This is a genomic window from Citrobacter sp. CFNIH10 (assembly GCF_002934585.1).
GTDB lineage: Bacteria > Pseudomonadota > Gammaproteobacteria > Enterobacterales > Enterobacteriaceae > Citrobacter_A > Citrobacter_A amalonaticus.
Genome location: NZ_CP026216.1, coordinates 116514 through 131274 on the forward strand (window position 1 = coordinate 116514; position 14761 = coordinate 131274).

Below are 14761 nucleotides of genomic sequence, written 5' to 3' on the forward strand. Positions count from 1 at the left end.
TGTCACTCTGAGTGCCCACACAGATTGTCTGATAAATTGTTAAAGAGCAGTTGCGACGCGCTTTAGCGCTCTGTCGCGAGGTGGCGTATATTACGCTTTCCTCTTTCAGAGTCAACCCTGATTTTCAGGATTTTTCTCTTCAACCGAACCGGCTGTTTGTGTGAAGTGATTCACATCCGCCGTGTCGATGGAGGCGCATTATAGGGGGTCGACTCAGGAAGACAAGCGGAAAAATGCAGTTTTATTTCAACCGCTCACCTTTTAACCACAATGCTTATTTTTGCTGCTTTTTTATCGCCGATGGCAGATCAGCAAGACTATTTAATACCCAATCTGCCGCATTTTCTGCTTCCGCAGTAATGGGCTTGCCGGTTCGCACTAACACTTTTGTCCCGACTCCTGCCGCAGCCGCAGCCTGCATATCTTCTAATTTGTCGCCCACCATATAAGACGCGGCCATATCAATGTGCAGGAAATCGCGGGCCGAGATAAGCATACCGGGATGCGGCTTACGACAATCACAAACCTGGCGATACTCTTCCACACTGCCTTGCGGGTGGTGTGGACAATAATAGATACCGTCGAGGTCGACATCGCGATCGGCCAGTGACCAGTCCATCCACTCTGTTAATGTTTCAAACTGCGCTTCGGTAAATTTGCCGCGCGCAATCCCTGACTGGTTGGTGACAACTACCAGCGCATAGCCCAGTGTTTTAAGCTCGCGCATAGCATCAATAACACCGTCGATAAATTCGAACTCGTCGATTTCGTGTACGTAGCCGTGATCAACATTAATTGTGCCGTCACGGTCGAGAAAAATAGCGGGTACGGACTTTGCCACCTTTTATAGCTCCTGAATAAGGCATGTGGCGCTAGTATCGCATGTTTCGGCAGGCAAGAAAGTGCTCATCGTAGAAACCCTGATTGATTTAGACGTCTGGATGCCTTAACATCCATTTTGTTGACGGCTTTTGACCGCATCAGACAGACGAAAATGCCACGGTAACTTCATTACGATAATAAATAATCAATGATTAAACTTTCGAATATCACCAAAGTGTTCCATCAGGGGACCCGCACCATTCAGGCGTTGAATAACGTTAGCCTGCATGTTCCTGCCGGACAAATTTATGGCGTTATCGGTGCCTCAGGCGCAGGTAAAAGTACGCTGATCCGCTGTGTAAACCTGCTGGAGCGCCCGACAGAAGGAAGCGTTCAGGTTGGCGGACAGGAACTGACGACGCTATCAGAATCTGAACTGACTAAGGCGCGTCGTCAGATTGGCATGATTTTCCAGCACTTCAACCTGCTGGCCTCCCGAACCGTTTTTGGTAACGTCGCGCTGCCGCTGGAACTCGATAACACCCCAAAGGAAGAAATTAAGCGCCGCGTGACGGAACTGCTCGATCTCGTTGGCCTGGGTGATAAGCACGACAGCTACCCTGCGAATCTGTCTGGTGGTCAGAAACAGCGTGTCGCTATCGCCCGTGCACTGGCAAGTCAGCCAAAAGTGTTGCTGTGTGATGAAGCGACCAGTGCGCTGGACCCAGCCACTACTCGCTCCATTCTTGAACTGCTGAAAGACATTAACCGTCGCCTTGGCCTGACCATTCTACTGATCACGCACGAAATGGACGTGGTGAAACGCATCTGCGACTGCGTAGCCGTCATCAGCAACGGTGAGCTGATTGAGCAAGATACCGTCAGCGAAGTGTTTTCCCACCCGAAAACGCCCCTGGCGCAGAAATTTATTCAGTCCACACTGCATCTGGATATTCCGGAAGATTATCTGGCACGCCTCAAAGCGGAGTCGACGACCGACAGCGTCCCGATGTTGCGCATGGAATTCACCGGTCAGTCGGTGGATGCGCCGCTGCTTTCCGAAACGGCGCGCCGCTTTAACGTGAATAACAACATTATTAGCGCGCAGATGGATTACGCCGGCGGTGTGAAGTTCGGCATCATGCTGACTGAAATGCACGGCACACAAGAAGAAACGCAAGCCGCGATTGCCTGGCTGCAGGAACACCATGTAAAAGTAGAGGTACTGGGTTATGTCTGAGCCGATGATGTGGCTGCTGGTTCGTGGCGTCTGGGAAACGCTGGCGATGACCTTCGTATCCGGGTTCTTTGGTTTTGTGATTGGTCTTCCCGTTGGCGTGCTGCTGTACGTCACGCGTCCCGGGCAAATCATTGAGAACGCGAAGCTCTACCGCACACTGTCTGCGGTTGTGAACATCTTCCGTTCGATTCCGTTCATTATTCTGCTGGTATGGATGATTCCGTTCACTCGTGTGATTGTCGGGACATCAATCGGTTTGCAGGCTGCCATTGTCCCGCTCACCGTCGGCGCGGCACCGTTTATCGCCCGTATGGTGGAAAACGCCCTGCTGGAAATCCCGACCGGCCTGATTGAAGCGTCCCGCGCAATGGGCGCAACACCGCTGCAAATTGTACGTAAGGTGCTGCTGCCAGAAGCCCTGCCAGGGCTGGTAAACGCTGCGACAATTACGCTGATTACCCTGGTTGGTTATTCCGCCATGGGCGGTGCCGTGGGTGCCGGCGGCCTTGGACAGATCGGCTATCAGTACGGCTATATTGGATACAATGCTACTGTTATGAATACGGTACTGGTATTACTCGTTGTTCTGGTTTATTTAATTCAGTTCGCGGGCGATCGCATCGTCCGGACTGTGACGCACAAGTAACGTTCTACAAAACACAATTATCACATTAAGGAAATAAGCATGGCGTTCAAATTCAAAACCATTGCGGCAGTCGGCGCCCTGATTGGTTCTCTGGCACTCGTGGGTTGCGGTCAGGATGAAAAAGATCCAAACCACATCAAAGTCGGCGTGATTGTCGGTGCGGAACAGCAGGTAGCTGAAGTCGCACAAAAAGTTGCGAAAGAAAAATACGGTCTGGACGTCGAACTGGTGACCTTCAATGACTACGTTCTGCCGAACGAAGCGCTGAGCAAAGGCGATATCGATGCCAACGCCTTCCAGCACAAACCGTATCTGGATCAGCAGATCAAAGATCGCGGATACAAGCTGGTTGCCGCAGGCAATACCTTCGTTTATCCGATTGCGGGCTACTCTAAAAAAATCAAATCTCTGGATGAGCTTCAGGATGGCGCGCAGGTAGCGGTTCCGAACGATCCAACCAACCTGGGCCGTTCTCTGCTGCTGCTGCAAAAAGTCGGTCTGATCAAACTTAAAGATGGCGTGGGTCTGCTGCCGACCTCACTGGATATCGTCGGGAACCCGAAAAATCTGAAAATTGTTGAACTGGAAGCCCCTCAGTTGCCGCGTTCTCTTGACGATGCGCAAATTGCTCTGGCGGTAATCAACACCACTTATGCCAGCCAGATCAACCTGACGCCGGCGAAAGACGGTATCTTCGTTGAAGATAAAGATTCCCCGTACGTCAACCTGATCGTGACCCGTGAAGATAACAAAGACGCGGAGAACGTGAAGAAATTCGTTCAGGCCTATCAGTCTGACGAAGTTTACGAAGCCGCCAATAAAGTCTTCAACGGTGGTGCTGTTAAGGGCTGGTAATTTTTAGGCGCTTTTCACAATCTGTAATATCATTCAGGACGGGCGTTTGCCCGTCTTGTCATTTATGCAAGCTCCTGATTCAATATGTGACAGTTAGATCATTCATTGAGGAAATATTATGCGTGCTTTACCGATCTGTTTATTGGCACTCATGCTGAGCGGCTGTTCCATGCTAAGCAGATCCCCTGTTGAACCCGTTCAAAGCACCGCAACCCCGCCAAAAGCGGAGCCGGAAAAACCGAAAGCGCCGCGCGCTGTTCCCGTCAGAATTTACACCAATGCTGAAGATCTGGTCGGCAAGCCGTTCCGCGATCTCGGTGAAGTGACCGGTGAATCCTGTCAGGCCTCTAACCAGGACTCTCCGCCGAACATCCCGACAGCACGTAAACGCATGCAGATTAATGCGTCAAAAATGAAAGCCAATGCCGTGTTACTGCATAGCTGTGAAGTCACCAGCGGGACGCCGGGTTGTTATCGTCAGGCTGTCTGCATTGGTTCTGCGCTCAACATCTCGGCTAAATGAGTCATTTTCAGTTTGAGCAAATCGGTGTCATTCGCTCGCCTTACAAAGAGAAGTTCGCCGTTCCCCGCCAGCCAGGGCTGGTAAAAAGCGTCAACGGCGAACTGCACCTGCTGTCTCCTTACAATCAGGCCGATGCGGTACGCGGTCTTGAAGCATTCAGCCACTTATGGGTGATCTTTGTTTTCCATCAGACGATGGAAGGGGGATGGCACCCCACCGTGCGCCCGCCTCGTCTTGGCGGCAATGCGCGGATGGGCGTATTTGCTACGCGCTCAACATTTCGCCCCAATCCCGTCGGCATGTCGCTGGTTGAACTGAAAGGCGTTGTCTGTCAGAAAGATCAGGTCATTCTGCAACTGGGCAGTCTGGATCTGGTTGACGGTACGCCGGTCATCGATATCAAGCCTTACCTGCCGTTCGCGGAATCGCTACCGAATGCGACCGCCAGCTATGCGCAACAGGCACCGCAAGCCGAAATGTCGGTGAGTTTTACCGACGAGATTGAGCAACAGTTTCCCGCGCTGGAAAAACGTTATCCCCTGCTGAAGACGTTTATTCGTGATGTGTTGGCGCAGGATCCGCGTCCTGCCTATCGAAAAGGGGAAGAGACCGGTAAAAATTATGCTGTCTGGCTGCATGATTTCAACGTGCGCTGGCGCGTAACCGAGACGGGTTTTGAAGTCTTTGCGCTTGAACCCCGCTAATTTCACGCCCTTCTCTTTTGACATCCCTTTCTCGCTGGTAAACTGAGTTACTTTTTTTTGTGTCAGGCTCACATTGAGCCTGTTCGATCGTTCAACTGGAACCGTAACAACATGCGTACTAGCCAATATCTGCTCTCCACTCTGAAGGAGACACCTGCCGACGCCGAGGTGATCAGCCACCAGCTGATGCTACGCGCCGGGATGATCCGCAAGCTGGCCTCCGGGTTATACACCTGGCTGCCGACCGGCGTGCGCGTCCTGAAAAAAGTTGAGAACATCGTGCGTGAAGAGATGAACAACGCCGGTGCGATCGAGGTGTTAATGCCGGTGGTTCAGCCTTCTGAACTGTGGCAAGAGAGTGGTCGTTGGGAACAGTACGGTCCGGAACTGCTGCGTATTGCTGACCGTGGCGATCGTCCGTTCGTACTTGGCCCAACGCATGAAGAAGTGATCACCGATCTGATTCGTAACGAGCTCAGCTCTTACAAACAGCTGCCGCTGAACTTCTACCAGATTCAGACTAAATTCCGTGACGAAGTGCGTCCGCGTTTCGGCGTGATGCGCTCCCGTGAATTCCTGATGAAAGATGCGTACTCTTTCCATACTTCTCAGGAATCTCTGCAGGAAACCTACGACGCGATGTACGCGGCTTATAGCAAGATCTTCAGCCGCATGGGGCTGGATTTCCGCGCGGTACAGGCTGACACCGGTTCTATCGGCGGTAGCGCCTCACACGAATTCCAGGTACTGGCACAGAGCGGCGAAGACGATGTGATCTTCTCTGATTCCTCTGACTACGCGGCCAACATTGAATTTGCGGAAGCCGTTGCGCCGAAAGCGCCGCGCGCCGCTGCAACGCAAGAAATGACGCTGGTTGATACGCCGAACGCAAAAACCATCGCCGAGCTGGTTGAACAGTTTAGTCTGCCAATCGAGAAAACCGTGAAAACCCTGCTGGTGAAAGCCGTGGAAGACAGCAAGTCTCCGCTGGTCGCACTGCTGGTTCGCGGCGATCACGAATTGAACGAAGTCAAAGCGGAAAAACTGCCGCAGGTTGCCAGCCCGCTAACGTTTGCAACCGAAGAAGAGATCCGCGCGCTGGTGAATGCCGGTCCGGGTTCTTTGGGCCCGGTAAACATGCCAGTGCCGGTGATTATTGACCGTACCGTTGCCGCAATGAGTGATTTCGCGGCAGGCGCTAACGTGGATGGTAAGCATTACTTCGGCATTAACTGGGATCGCGATGTCGCAACCCCGGAAGTCGCTGATATCCGTAACGTCGTCGCCGGCGATCCAAGCCCGGATGGAAAAGGCACGTTGCTGATCAAACGCGGTATCGAAGTCGGTCATATCTTCCAGTTGGGCACCAAGTACTCGGAAGCAATGAAAGCCGCCGTCCAGGGTGAAGATGGCCGCAACCAGATCCTGACCATGGGTTGTTACGGTATCGGGGTCACACGCGTGGTAGCAGCGGCTATTGAGCAGAACTACGACGAGCGCGGGATCGTATGGCCTGACGCTATCGCGCCGTTCCAGGTGGCGATTCTGCCGATGAACATGCACAAGTCCTATCGTGTGCAGGAACTGGCGGAAAAACTGTATGCCGAACTGCGTGCGCAGGGCATCGAAGTGCTGATGGACGACCGTAAAGAGCGCCCAGGCGTGATGTTCGCCGATATGGAGCTGATCGGTATTCCGCACACTATCGTGCTGGGCGACCGTAACCTCGACAACGACGATATTGAATACAAATACCGTCGCAATGGCGAGAAACAGTTGATAAAAACCGGCGACATCGTCAACTATCTGGTTAAACAGATTAAAGGCTGATGTCATAAGAGGCTCTGATTTTCAGGGCCTCTTTTTTACATGGATTGTATAAAATGGCTAAACTCACGGCGTATTACCGCCTGTTCCTCCCTTGCCTTCTTTTGCTTTCGGCCTGCACCGTTGACGTCAGCCCACCGAATAAATCCGCCGCCGCCATTGATGCACAATCCAAAAAATGGGTGATGCTGCCAACTTACTGATTTAGTGTATGATGGTGTTTTTGAGGTGCTCCAGTGGCTTCTGTTTCTATCAGCTGTCCCTCCTGTTCAGCTACTGACGGGGTGGTGCGTAACGGCAAAAGCACTGCCGGACATCAGCGCTATCTCTGCTCTCACTGCCGTAAAACATGGCAACTGCAGTTCACTTACACCGCTTCTCAACCCGGTACGCACCAGAAAATCATTGATATGGCCATGAATGGCGTTGGATGCCGGGCAACCGCCCGCATTATGGGCGTTGGCCTCAACACGATTTTACGTCACTTAAAAAACTCAGGCCGCAGTCGGTAACCTCGCGCATACAGCCGGGCAGTGATGTGATTGTCTGCGCTGAAATGGACGAACAGTGGGGCTACGTCGGTGCTAAATCACGTCAGCGCTGGCTGTTTTACGCGTATGACAGGATACGGAGGACGGTTGTGGCGCACGTATTCGGTGAACGCACTATGGCGACGCTGGGGCGTCTTATGAGCCTGCTGTCACCCTTTGACGTGGTGATATGGATGACGGATGGCTGGCCGCTGTATGAATCCCGCCTGAAGGGAAAGCTGCACGTAATCAGCAAGCGATATACGCAGCGAATTGAGCGGCATAACCTGAATCTGAGGCAGCACCTGGCACGGCTGGGACGGAAGTCGCTGTCGTTCTCAAAATCGGTGGAGCTGCATGACAAGGTCATCGGGCATTATCTGAACATAAAACACTATCAGTAAGTTGGAGTCATTACCAAAAAATGGGCGGTTACATTCCAGCGCCAGAGCTCATTCACGAATAAAGCACTCGTCGAAATTACCGATACCGACCTTAAGCCAGGCGATCTGTTGTTCTCCTCCAGCCTCGGGGTGACCTCATTAGGCATCCGCGCGTTCAGCAATGCTTCCGTAAGCCATGTTGCCGTCTATCTGGGCGATAATGAAGTCGCAGAAGCCACCGGTGCTGGGGTACAAATCGTGTCACTCAAACAGGCGATGAAACACAGTGATAAACTTTTTGCCCTGAGAGTCCCGGAGCTGACTCCGCAACAGGCCGCTGAGATCAAAACCTTCGCCTATAAAATCAAAGACAGCGGCTATAACTATCGCGGTATCGTAGAATTCATTCCGTTTATGGTGACTCGCCAGATGTGTTCGCTAAACCCCTTCTCTGCGGATTTCCGGCAACAGTGCGTCAGCGGGCTGGCGAAAGCGCAGTTGAGCGATGCCCGCGAGGGAGAAAAAACGGCGTGGTTTTGCTCCGAATTCGTCACTGATGCGTTTACCAAAGCGGGACATCCGCTAACCCTGGCGCAATCGGGCTGGATCAGCCCTGCTGACCTGATGCACATGCGGGAAGGCGACGTTGCCGCATTTAAGCCAGAAACGCAGCTACGCTATGTCGGTCATTTGAAGTTAGGGATTTATATCAAGACGGGACGTTTTGTAGGACTGACGCGTTAAGCGCGATACACAATAGCAAAACTGCGGGTAAGACGATAACTGTCCAGTCACCCGGACAGCTATCATTGAGTCCATCACTCAGTCGGTGCAGCTCTTACCCGGAATAAATTTAATCTCTTTATCGGCCATCAGCGTTTTCACCGGCTCATGGGTATCCGGATTCGCCTCCAGCGTGAAGTGCCCTTCGACGGACAACAGCACCGGTTTCTCACTGGTGCCACGCGCCGCAAGATAACCGCGTTCCAGTTCTGCGTTACTGGCAACAGAAACCTGCTTTCCGGTTGCGCAGTCGGTAAAGGTCGCGGCATCCGCCATATAGAAATACATGCCACGCATCGCCATTGGCGTTACCGGCAAACTGGATTTCACCGGTTCAAGCGTATAGTTAAACTGTGATTCAACCGGATTGCCTTCCCGATCCAGCATCTCCAGCGCTTCGCCTTTCGCGCGATAATAAGACTTCTCACCCTGACTGTCGGTCAGCACCAGTTTATCGGCCGTGCGCGCCCAGGTGCCGTAGGAAGCAAAAGAAGACGGCTCTTCACGCACGCCCTGATAGCGTTCGTTCATTACCCATGTGCCATCTTTCTCCAGAAACAGTGAGGTCTCAATACCCTCGCAGTCGGCACAAGGCAGAATGCCCCGCCAGCTTTGCTGCATCGGTTTTAATTCTGCAACCTGAGTCGGCTGGATAACATCAACCTCTGAACGGTTGTTACAGCCAATCAATGCGAAGAGCGTAAATGCCGCCATCGCTGAAAGTAGTGTTTTTTTCACCCTGACTCCCTATCACATTTTATTCCTGCCCGTCAGTCATCACGACGGACTTTACCGCGAAGGGCTTTTACTGAGGATTTCTGCGCCTTCGAGTTTAATCTTCGCTCTTTCGATGCCCGCGTCGGTCGGGTTGCGCGTCGGCTTTTTTGTACTGCGGTGAGCTCTTTTATAACCGCTACCAGTCTGGCAATCGCCGCTTCCCGGTTAAGTTCCTGGTTGCGGTACTCCTGCGCCTTAATAATCATCACGCCATCAGCGGTAATCAGATGATGGCTGGCAGCCAGCAGACGGTCCTTATAATACTCTGGCAGGCTGGAGGCCCGAATGTCAAAACGCAAATGTATCGCCGTTGAGGTCTTATTGACGTGCTGTCCCCCTGCGCCCTGGGCGCGAATGGCGGTGATCTCCAGCTCATCGTCGGGGATCGAGACAGTCCGCGAAATAACGATCATACCGGTTGTTGCCACGGCGTCAGATGAATTTCCAGATTATTCTGAGAATCAGACAGCCAGATCGCCCCGTCCTGAATTGTCGCCTGTAGCGTCATGGTACGGCTCGCAAAGGCGCTAAGCTGGGTCAGTTGTTCATCATCCAGATACCAGACAGTGAGATTCGAAAACTGCGCGCATTTGCTTTGATTCTGCTGCCACCAGATCTGCGCCGCCCGGCTATTGTAGGCAAACAGCGCCACATCAGCAGCCTGCGAACACGCTTTCTTAATACGGCGCTCATCCGGTAGCCCCAGTTCAACCCACAAGTCGATACCCAGATGATCGTTACGCAACCACGCTTCCGGTTCATCCTCTGCGCTTAAGCCACGCGTAAACTGGAGACGCTCATCCGCATACTTAATCCACGCCAGCAGACGCAACATCATTCGTTCCTGGGTTTCAGAGGGGTGACGCGCCAGCGTCAACGCCGCATCAAGAAACTGGTTGCGGTCAAGGTCAGCCACGTTGACGACGGCTTTATAAATTGTCGCTTTAAGCGCCATGGAAAAACTCCTTTCGAATCAGGCAGCCATTGTAGCGAAAAAGGAGCCAAAAGGCTGTCCGGGGATCATCAATCAGGCGCTGATATTGCGTGAATGGCTGTGGTATAGTCACCTTGCTAAACAGAGTTTATCTTCGTAGGCTTAGACTTGCATCCACGGTTAAGTCAGAATGCTGACAGGAGGGCATGTGGAAAAATATTGTGAGTTAATACGCAAGCGGTATGCGGAAATCGCCAGCGGAGACTTAGGGTATATCCCGGATGCGCTGGGTTGCGTATTGAAGGTGCTTAATGAAATAGCGGCAGACAGTGCCCTTTCAGAGTCGGTCAGGGAAAAGGCGGCGTATGCTGCGGCGAACTTACTGGTGAGCGATTATGTCAATGAATGATACATACCAACCCATCAACTGTGATGACTACGACAACCTTGAGCTCGCCTGCCAGCATCATTTATTACTGACGCTGGAACTGAAAGATGGTGAAGTTTTGCAAGCGAAAGCCAACGATTTGGTTTCACGGAAAAACGTGGAATACCTAATCACCGAGGTTGCGGGTGAAACGCGCGAGCTTCGTCTCGATAAAATTGTCAGCTTCAGCCATCCGGAAATCGGTACCGTGGTGGTTAGCGAATCCTGAACCCATATTGCCTGGTGGCGCTGCGCCATCAGGCATTTCCACCGATTTGATCCCACACCAGTCTCACCCCCGACTCCTCACCCGCCGCGCCGTCACGCGTGACAAATACGCCTGCAGCCGCAATCAGCGTTTCGCCGTAAAACAGCAATGGCGTGGTATCTCGTCGCCAGGAAGGTACATTCAACTCCTGCCAGATTTTCTTGAGCTTGCGGCCACCGCTACGGCCAACGATATGCAGCATTCCCGGCGCTTTAAAACGGATACTGACACGCTCATCCTCATGAGGCGCGCGTAATTCGTCCCCCACCAGTAACCGCAGATGGCCCAGCCCGGCAGGCAACGTGAGCGGTAACTGCCAGCGAGGCCAGGGCAGTATTGTCTCACTTTGTCCGACAACAGATTTAATCCACCACAGCTGTCCCTGAAAGCGCCGCACCTCGTACTCGCCGAAACGCAGGCACGGTGACGCATCTTCACGCGCCAGCGCCACCTCCTGCCAGAGACGTTCCAGTCCATCGCGTGAAGGCATCGGCGCATTTTTCGCCGCCAGCCAGCGGCGAAGTAGCGCAGCGCGCCGGACACGGGTCATCGCCATGAGCGGCGTTAACTCCAGCGTGCCGTTATCTGTGGTGCAAGAAGACAGTTCATCGGCAAGCAGTTCATCCAGCAGACTCTCTTGTTCAGCACACAGCGCTGCGCTGCGTGCCGTGGCGTCAGCGAAATGCGGCCAGCGCTGTTGCAGAAGCGGCAGAACCTGCAAACGCAGGAAGTTCCGATCGTAGGCGTCATCCTGATTGCTTTCATCTTCAATCCAGCGAAGCTGATGCTGCCTTGCCCATTGCTCCAGTGCCGCACGGGGTTGTGTCAATAACGGACGAATGAGTAACGTGCCCGCAAACTCAGCACTCTCCGCCATTGCAGACAGCCCAGCCGGTCCGCTGCCGCGTTTGAGCGCCAGCAAAAAGGTTTCACACTGATCGTCAAGATGCTGGGCAGTCACCAACACCTCACCGGGCAATAGCGCATCGGCAAATGCCTGATACCGCGCCTGCCGGGCCTGCGCTTCGATTCCCAGCCCGGCGTCCACCAGCGTGACCCGCTCCACCACCAGCGGAACCTGCCATTGCGCGCAGATGGCTTCACAGTGTGCCACCCACTTATCGGCGTGAGCGCTAAGTCCATGATGAATGTGAATGGCACGAAGCGAGAGAGTCGGTTGTTGCGTCCGCCATTGCACCAGTTGGTGTAAGAGCACGGTAGAGTCCAGACCGCCGCTAAAGGCGACCAGTATCTGTCGGGAAGTGATAAGCGAGGTGTTCAGCGTGAGTGTTGTCATAGCGGTTATTTACAGTGACGTTGTCCGGCACGTTACCGGGCAATCGTCACAATAACAAGCCTTACTGCTCATACAATTCGAGCGGCAGGCCATCCGGGTCTTTAAAAAAGGTGAAGCGCTTGTTGGTGAAGGGATCAATGCGGATGGCTTCACAATTAACATGATTCGCTTCCAGATGCGCCACCGCGTTATCCAGGTCATCCACGCTGAACGCCAGATGGCGCAAGCCACAGGCTTCCGGATGACCAGGACGCGCCGGCGGGAAAGGAAATGAAAAAAGCTCAATCACATATTGTCCGTTCAGCGCCAGATCGCCCTTCCACGAGTCTCGTTCTGCGCGGTAGGCCTCGCTCAGCAGCGTAAACCCCAAAATATCGCAATAGAAGGACTTACTCGCGGCATAGTCTGTCGCAATAATCGCAATATGGTGAACCTGTTTTAATCCCAGCATAATGTCTTCATCTCCGTTATTTATCATCAGCACGTTACCCGCCCGGGAGCGCTGAAGGCAAGTCGTCATGCCGTTTTTAAGACTCGTACGAGGTATACGCCGTCGTTATCCTGTTTCGCCCCGTGAATATCCGTTTCAAAGCCCGGATAACGCTGACCAATAGAACAGAGCATCAGCAGAAAATCGAGTACGGCGCGACTCTGCTCGGTGAGCATTTCTCCCGGCATCAGCAGCGGAACGCCGGGAGGGTATGGCAGGATCATATTCGCCGACACGCGTCCCACCAGTTGATCGAGGGGGACCGTTTCGACTTCGCCTTTGATCTGTCGCTGCCAGGCCTGATGCGGCGTCATGATCATTTCCGGCAATGTATCAAACGCACGCAGCATCAGACCGGAAAGATCGTGTTGGCGGATGAGCTTGTGGATCCCTTGCGCCAGATCCTGAATACGCATGTTGCGATAAAAATCAGGATCTTCTGCATACAGATCCGGCAGCATATTCTTCACGCGCAAATTGAGATCGTAAGAGCGTTTAAATTCGGTCAGTCCACGCAACAGCCCCATTGCCCGGGTTTTATCGATACCAATACTGAAGAGAAACAGCAGATTGTACGGCCCGGTTTTCTCCACCACCACGCCGCGCTCATCAAGGAATTTCGCCACCAGCGCGGCGGGGATCCCCTCGTCACTCATCTCCCCTTGCTCGTTCATACCGGGCGTCAGGATCGTGACTTTTACCGGATCGAGGAACATATGGTCATCGTCGGCATCGGTAAATCCGTGCCAGTCTTCACCGGGTGCCACCGGCCAGCACGCGGCTTCATCAACCTCTTCCGGCTGCCAGATATCAAAGAACCAACCGTCAGACTCTTCACGTAGCCGCTGCACTTCTTTGCGAAAATGTAACGCGCGCTCCACAGAGCGATTGATTAATCGCTTACCGGAATTTCCCCGCAGCATCGCTGCCGCCGTCTCGATGGAGGCGACAATCGGATAACTCGGCGAGGTCGAGGTGTGCATCATAAACGCTTCGTTGAAGGTCTCTTCGTCATAATCCCCTTTAATATGAATCAGCGACGCCTGCGATAGCGCCGCCAACATTTTGTGGGTGGATTGCGTTTCGAAAATCACCTTGCCAGGCACCCGTTCACCGCTCATCCCGCTTTTCCCCTGATAAATGGGATGAAAGTGGGTATAGGGCACCCAGGCAGAATCGAAGTGGATAGAAGGGACATCCAGCGTCTGTTTGATCCAGTTAGTGTTATACAGCAGGCCGTCATAGGTCGAGTTAGTGATCACGGCATGAACTGGCCACTGCGCCTGCGCCGTGGTGGCAACTTTGTTCGCAATACTCTCGCGCGTGAACTCACGCTTCGGAATGCCGCCCAGAATACCGAGCGCATTACGCGTTGGTTTCAGCCAGATCGGCACGACGTCGCTCATCATCAACAAATGCGCGAGCGACTTATGGCAGTTACGGTCAATCAACAGCGTACTGCCGGTTGGCGCGGCATACATCCCCACAATTTTGTTTGAGGTGGAGGTGCCGTTAGTCACCATATAACTCTGCTCTGCGCCGAACGTTCGGGCGATATACTCTTCAGCCTCCAGATGTGGCCCGGTGTGATCGAGTAACGAACCCAGTTCAGTGACTGATATCGACACATCCGCTTTCAGGGTATTGCCACCGAAAAAGTCATAGAACAGGCAGCCAACCGGACTTTTTTGATAGGCCGTTCCGGCCATGTGACCCGGCGTGCAGAAGGTGTATTTCCCCTCTTTCACATAGGTGAACAGCGCTCTGGTAAAAGGCGGCGTGATATTGTCGAGGTACTCGTTGGTGTACTGGCGAATGCGCGTCGCGATATCTTCCGCCTGCCCGAGCGCATACTCGAAAAACCATAGCGCCATGCGCATGTCGTGAACGCTGACATCCATCGTCGAATGCGTGTTGATAAACGCATACAGCGGTAAATACTCATTGAGCTGGTTAATCTCACTGCACAAATCGAGACTGTACTCATCCCAGTCAAAAATCACCCCACAAATGCGCGGGTTGTGTTCGATAAATTTCAGCAGGTCGACGCTGTTTTGCGGCCAGATAATCTGAAATCCCTGTGATTGCAGCGCACGCTCAAGCTCGTTAATGGGCTCGTCTTTATAAAAAACCCCGTGCGGCCCCATAATGGCGATGATATTCATGCGTTCCTCCTGGAAAAACCTTAGCTAATCATAGCCTGTTCAAACCGCAGGTAAAAAAAAGGGCCACAAATTGTGGCCCTTTTCGGAATG

General features: G+C 53.0%; 17 protein-coding genes and 1 pseudogene. 11 read left to right on the top strand and 7 right to left on the bottom strand.

Features of this window, described 5'->3' with window-relative positions:
• Positions 1-274 precede the first annotated feature (274 nt).
• On the bottom strand, positions 275-841 hold the full coding sequence (gene gmhB / locus C2U53_RS03875) for a D-glycero-beta-D-manno-heptose 1,7-bisphosphate 7-phosphatase (protein ID WP_042997843.1): 567 nt from the start codon (positions 839-841) through the stop codon (positions 275-277).
• A gap of 189 nt (positions 842-1030) precedes the next feature.
• On the opposite strand from gmhB, the gene metN reads away from it, so the two are divergent.
• The 9 genes and pseudogenes from metN to C2U53_RS03920 all read left to right on the top strand — a co-directional run.
• Positions 1031-2062 (top strand): methionine ABC transporter ATP-binding protein MetN, encoded by a 1032-nt coding sequence (metN, locus tag C2U53_RS03880; protein WP_042997844.1) that lies wholly within the window; start codon positions 1031-1033, stop codon positions 2060-2062.
• Positions 2055-2708, top strand: a complete 654-nt coding sequence (locus C2U53_RS03885) for a methionine ABC transporter permease MetI (RefSeq protein ID WP_042323638.1) — start codon at positions 2055-2057, stop codon at positions 2706-2708. The genes metN and C2U53_RS03885 overlap by 8 nt, the downstream gene beginning before the upstream one ends.
• Positions 2709-2747: 39 nt before the next feature.
• Positions 2748-3563, top strand: coding sequence for a methionine ABC transporter substrate-binding lipoprotein MetQ (gene metQ / locus C2U53_RS03890; protein ID WP_042997845.1), 816 nt, complete (start codon positions 2748-2750; stop codon positions 3561-3563).
• Between the two features lie 118 nt (positions 3564-3681).
• The gene (rcsF, locus tag C2U53_RS03895) at positions 3682-4086 is read left to right on the top strand and encodes an Rcs stress response system protein RcsF (protein ID WP_042323642.1); all 405 of its coding nucleotides are present in this window, start codon (positions 3682-3684) and stop codon (positions 4084-4086) included.
• The gene (tsaA, locus tag C2U53_RS03900) at positions 4083-4790 is read left to right on the top strand and encodes a tRNA (N6-threonylcarbamoyladenosine(37)-N6)-methyltransferase TrmO (protein WP_044255345.1); all 708 of its coding nucleotides are present in this window, start codon (positions 4083-4085) and stop codon (positions 4788-4790) included. Before rcsF ends, tsaA begins: the two co-directional genes overlap by 4 nt.
• Positions 4791-4901: 111 nt before the next feature.
• The gene (gene proS, locus C2U53_RS03905; protein WP_042997847.1) at positions 4902-6620 is read left to right on the top strand and encodes a proline--tRNA ligase; all 1719 of its coding nucleotides are present in this window, start codon (positions 4902-4904) and stop codon (positions 6618-6620) included.
• Between the two features lie 53 nt (positions 6621-6673).
• Positions 6674-6820, top strand: coding sequence for a hypothetical protein (locus C2U53_RS29840; RefSeq protein WP_172740554.1), 147 nt, complete (start codon positions 6674-6676; stop codon positions 6818-6820).
• A gap of 33 nt (positions 6821-6853) precedes the next feature.
• Positions 6854-7551, top strand: a protein-coding gene (locus C2U53_RS03915; protein ID WP_223195251.1) for an IS1-like element IS1A family transposase whose coding sequence is annotated in 2 segments (ribosomal slippage) — positions 6854-7103 and positions 7103-7551 — 699 coding nt in all. Because the reading frame shifts where the segments join, the coding sequence is not laid out codon by codon here.
• 15 nt (positions 7552-7566) lie between these two features.
• Positions 7567-8274, top strand: a pseudogene (locus C2U53_RS03920) (YaeF family permuted papain-like enzyme); the annotation flags it as partial.
• A 78-nt stretch (positions 8275-8352) separates the two neighbouring features.
• On the opposite strand, the gene nlpE reads toward C2U53_RS03920, so the two are convergent.
• From nlpE to C2U53_RS03935, 3 genes are read right to left on the bottom strand one after another with little or no spacing between them, the layout of a single operon-like run.
• Positions 8353-9051 carry an envelope stress response activation lipoprotein NlpE gene (gene nlpE / locus C2U53_RS03925; RefSeq protein ID WP_042997849.1) on the bottom strand — a complete coding sequence of 233 codons (699 nt, stop codon included), beginning with the start codon at positions 9049-9051 and terminating at the stop codon, positions 8353-8355.
• A 32-nt stretch (positions 9052-9083) separates the two neighbouring features.
• Entirely contained in the window at positions 9084-9503 is a 420-nt protein-coding gene (gene arfB, locus C2U53_RS03930; RefSeq protein WP_044255354.1) for an alternative ribosome rescue aminoacyl-tRNA hydrolase ArfB, read from the bottom strand.
• Positions 9500-10045 carry a YaeQ family protein gene (locus tag C2U53_RS03935; RefSeq protein WP_044267465.1) on the bottom strand — a complete coding sequence of 182 codons (546 nt, stop codon included), beginning with the start codon at positions 10043-10045 and terminating at the stop codon, positions 9500-9502. Before C2U53_RS03935 ends, arfB begins: the two co-directional genes overlap by 4 nt.
• Before the next feature lie 187 nt (positions 10046-10232).
• Between C2U53_RS03935 and C2U53_RS03940 the strand changes: the two genes are divergently transcribed.
• Positions 10233-10433 carry a YaeP family protein gene (locus C2U53_RS03940; protein ID WP_042323658.1) on the top strand — a complete coding sequence of 67 codons (201 nt, stop codon included), beginning with the start codon at positions 10233-10235 and terminating at the stop codon, positions 10431-10433.
• Positions 10420-10680 (top strand): Rho-binding antiterminator, encoded by a 261-nt coding sequence (rof, locus tag C2U53_RS03945; RefSeq protein ID WP_042323659.1) that lies wholly within the window; start codon positions 10420-10422, stop codon positions 10678-10680. Before C2U53_RS03940 ends, rof begins: the two co-directional genes overlap by 14 nt.
• Positions 10681-10708: 28 nt before the next feature.
• Here rof and tilS read toward each other — a convergent pair whose 3' ends face one another.
• The 3 genes from tilS to ldcC all read right to left on the bottom strand — a co-directional run bounded on the left by tilS (position 10709) and on the right by ldcC (position 14671).
• Positions 10709-12016 (bottom strand): tRNA lysidine(34) synthetase TilS, encoded by a 1308-nt coding sequence (tilS, locus tag C2U53_RS03950; RefSeq protein WP_104445649.1) that lies wholly within the window; start codon positions 12014-12016, stop codon positions 10709-10711.
• 61 nt (positions 12017-12077) lie between these two features.
• Positions 12078-12467 (bottom strand): VOC family protein, encoded by a 390-nt coding sequence (locus C2U53_RS03955; RefSeq protein WP_044327031.1) that lies wholly within the window; start codon positions 12465-12467, stop codon positions 12078-12080.
• 65 nt (positions 12468-12532) lie between these two features.
• Positions 12533-14671, bottom strand: coding sequence for a lysine decarboxylase LdcC (ldcC, locus tag C2U53_RS03960; RefSeq protein WP_104445650.1), 2139 nt, complete (start codon positions 14669-14671; stop codon positions 12533-12535).
• Between the last annotated feature and the right edge of the window lie 90 nt (positions 14672-14761).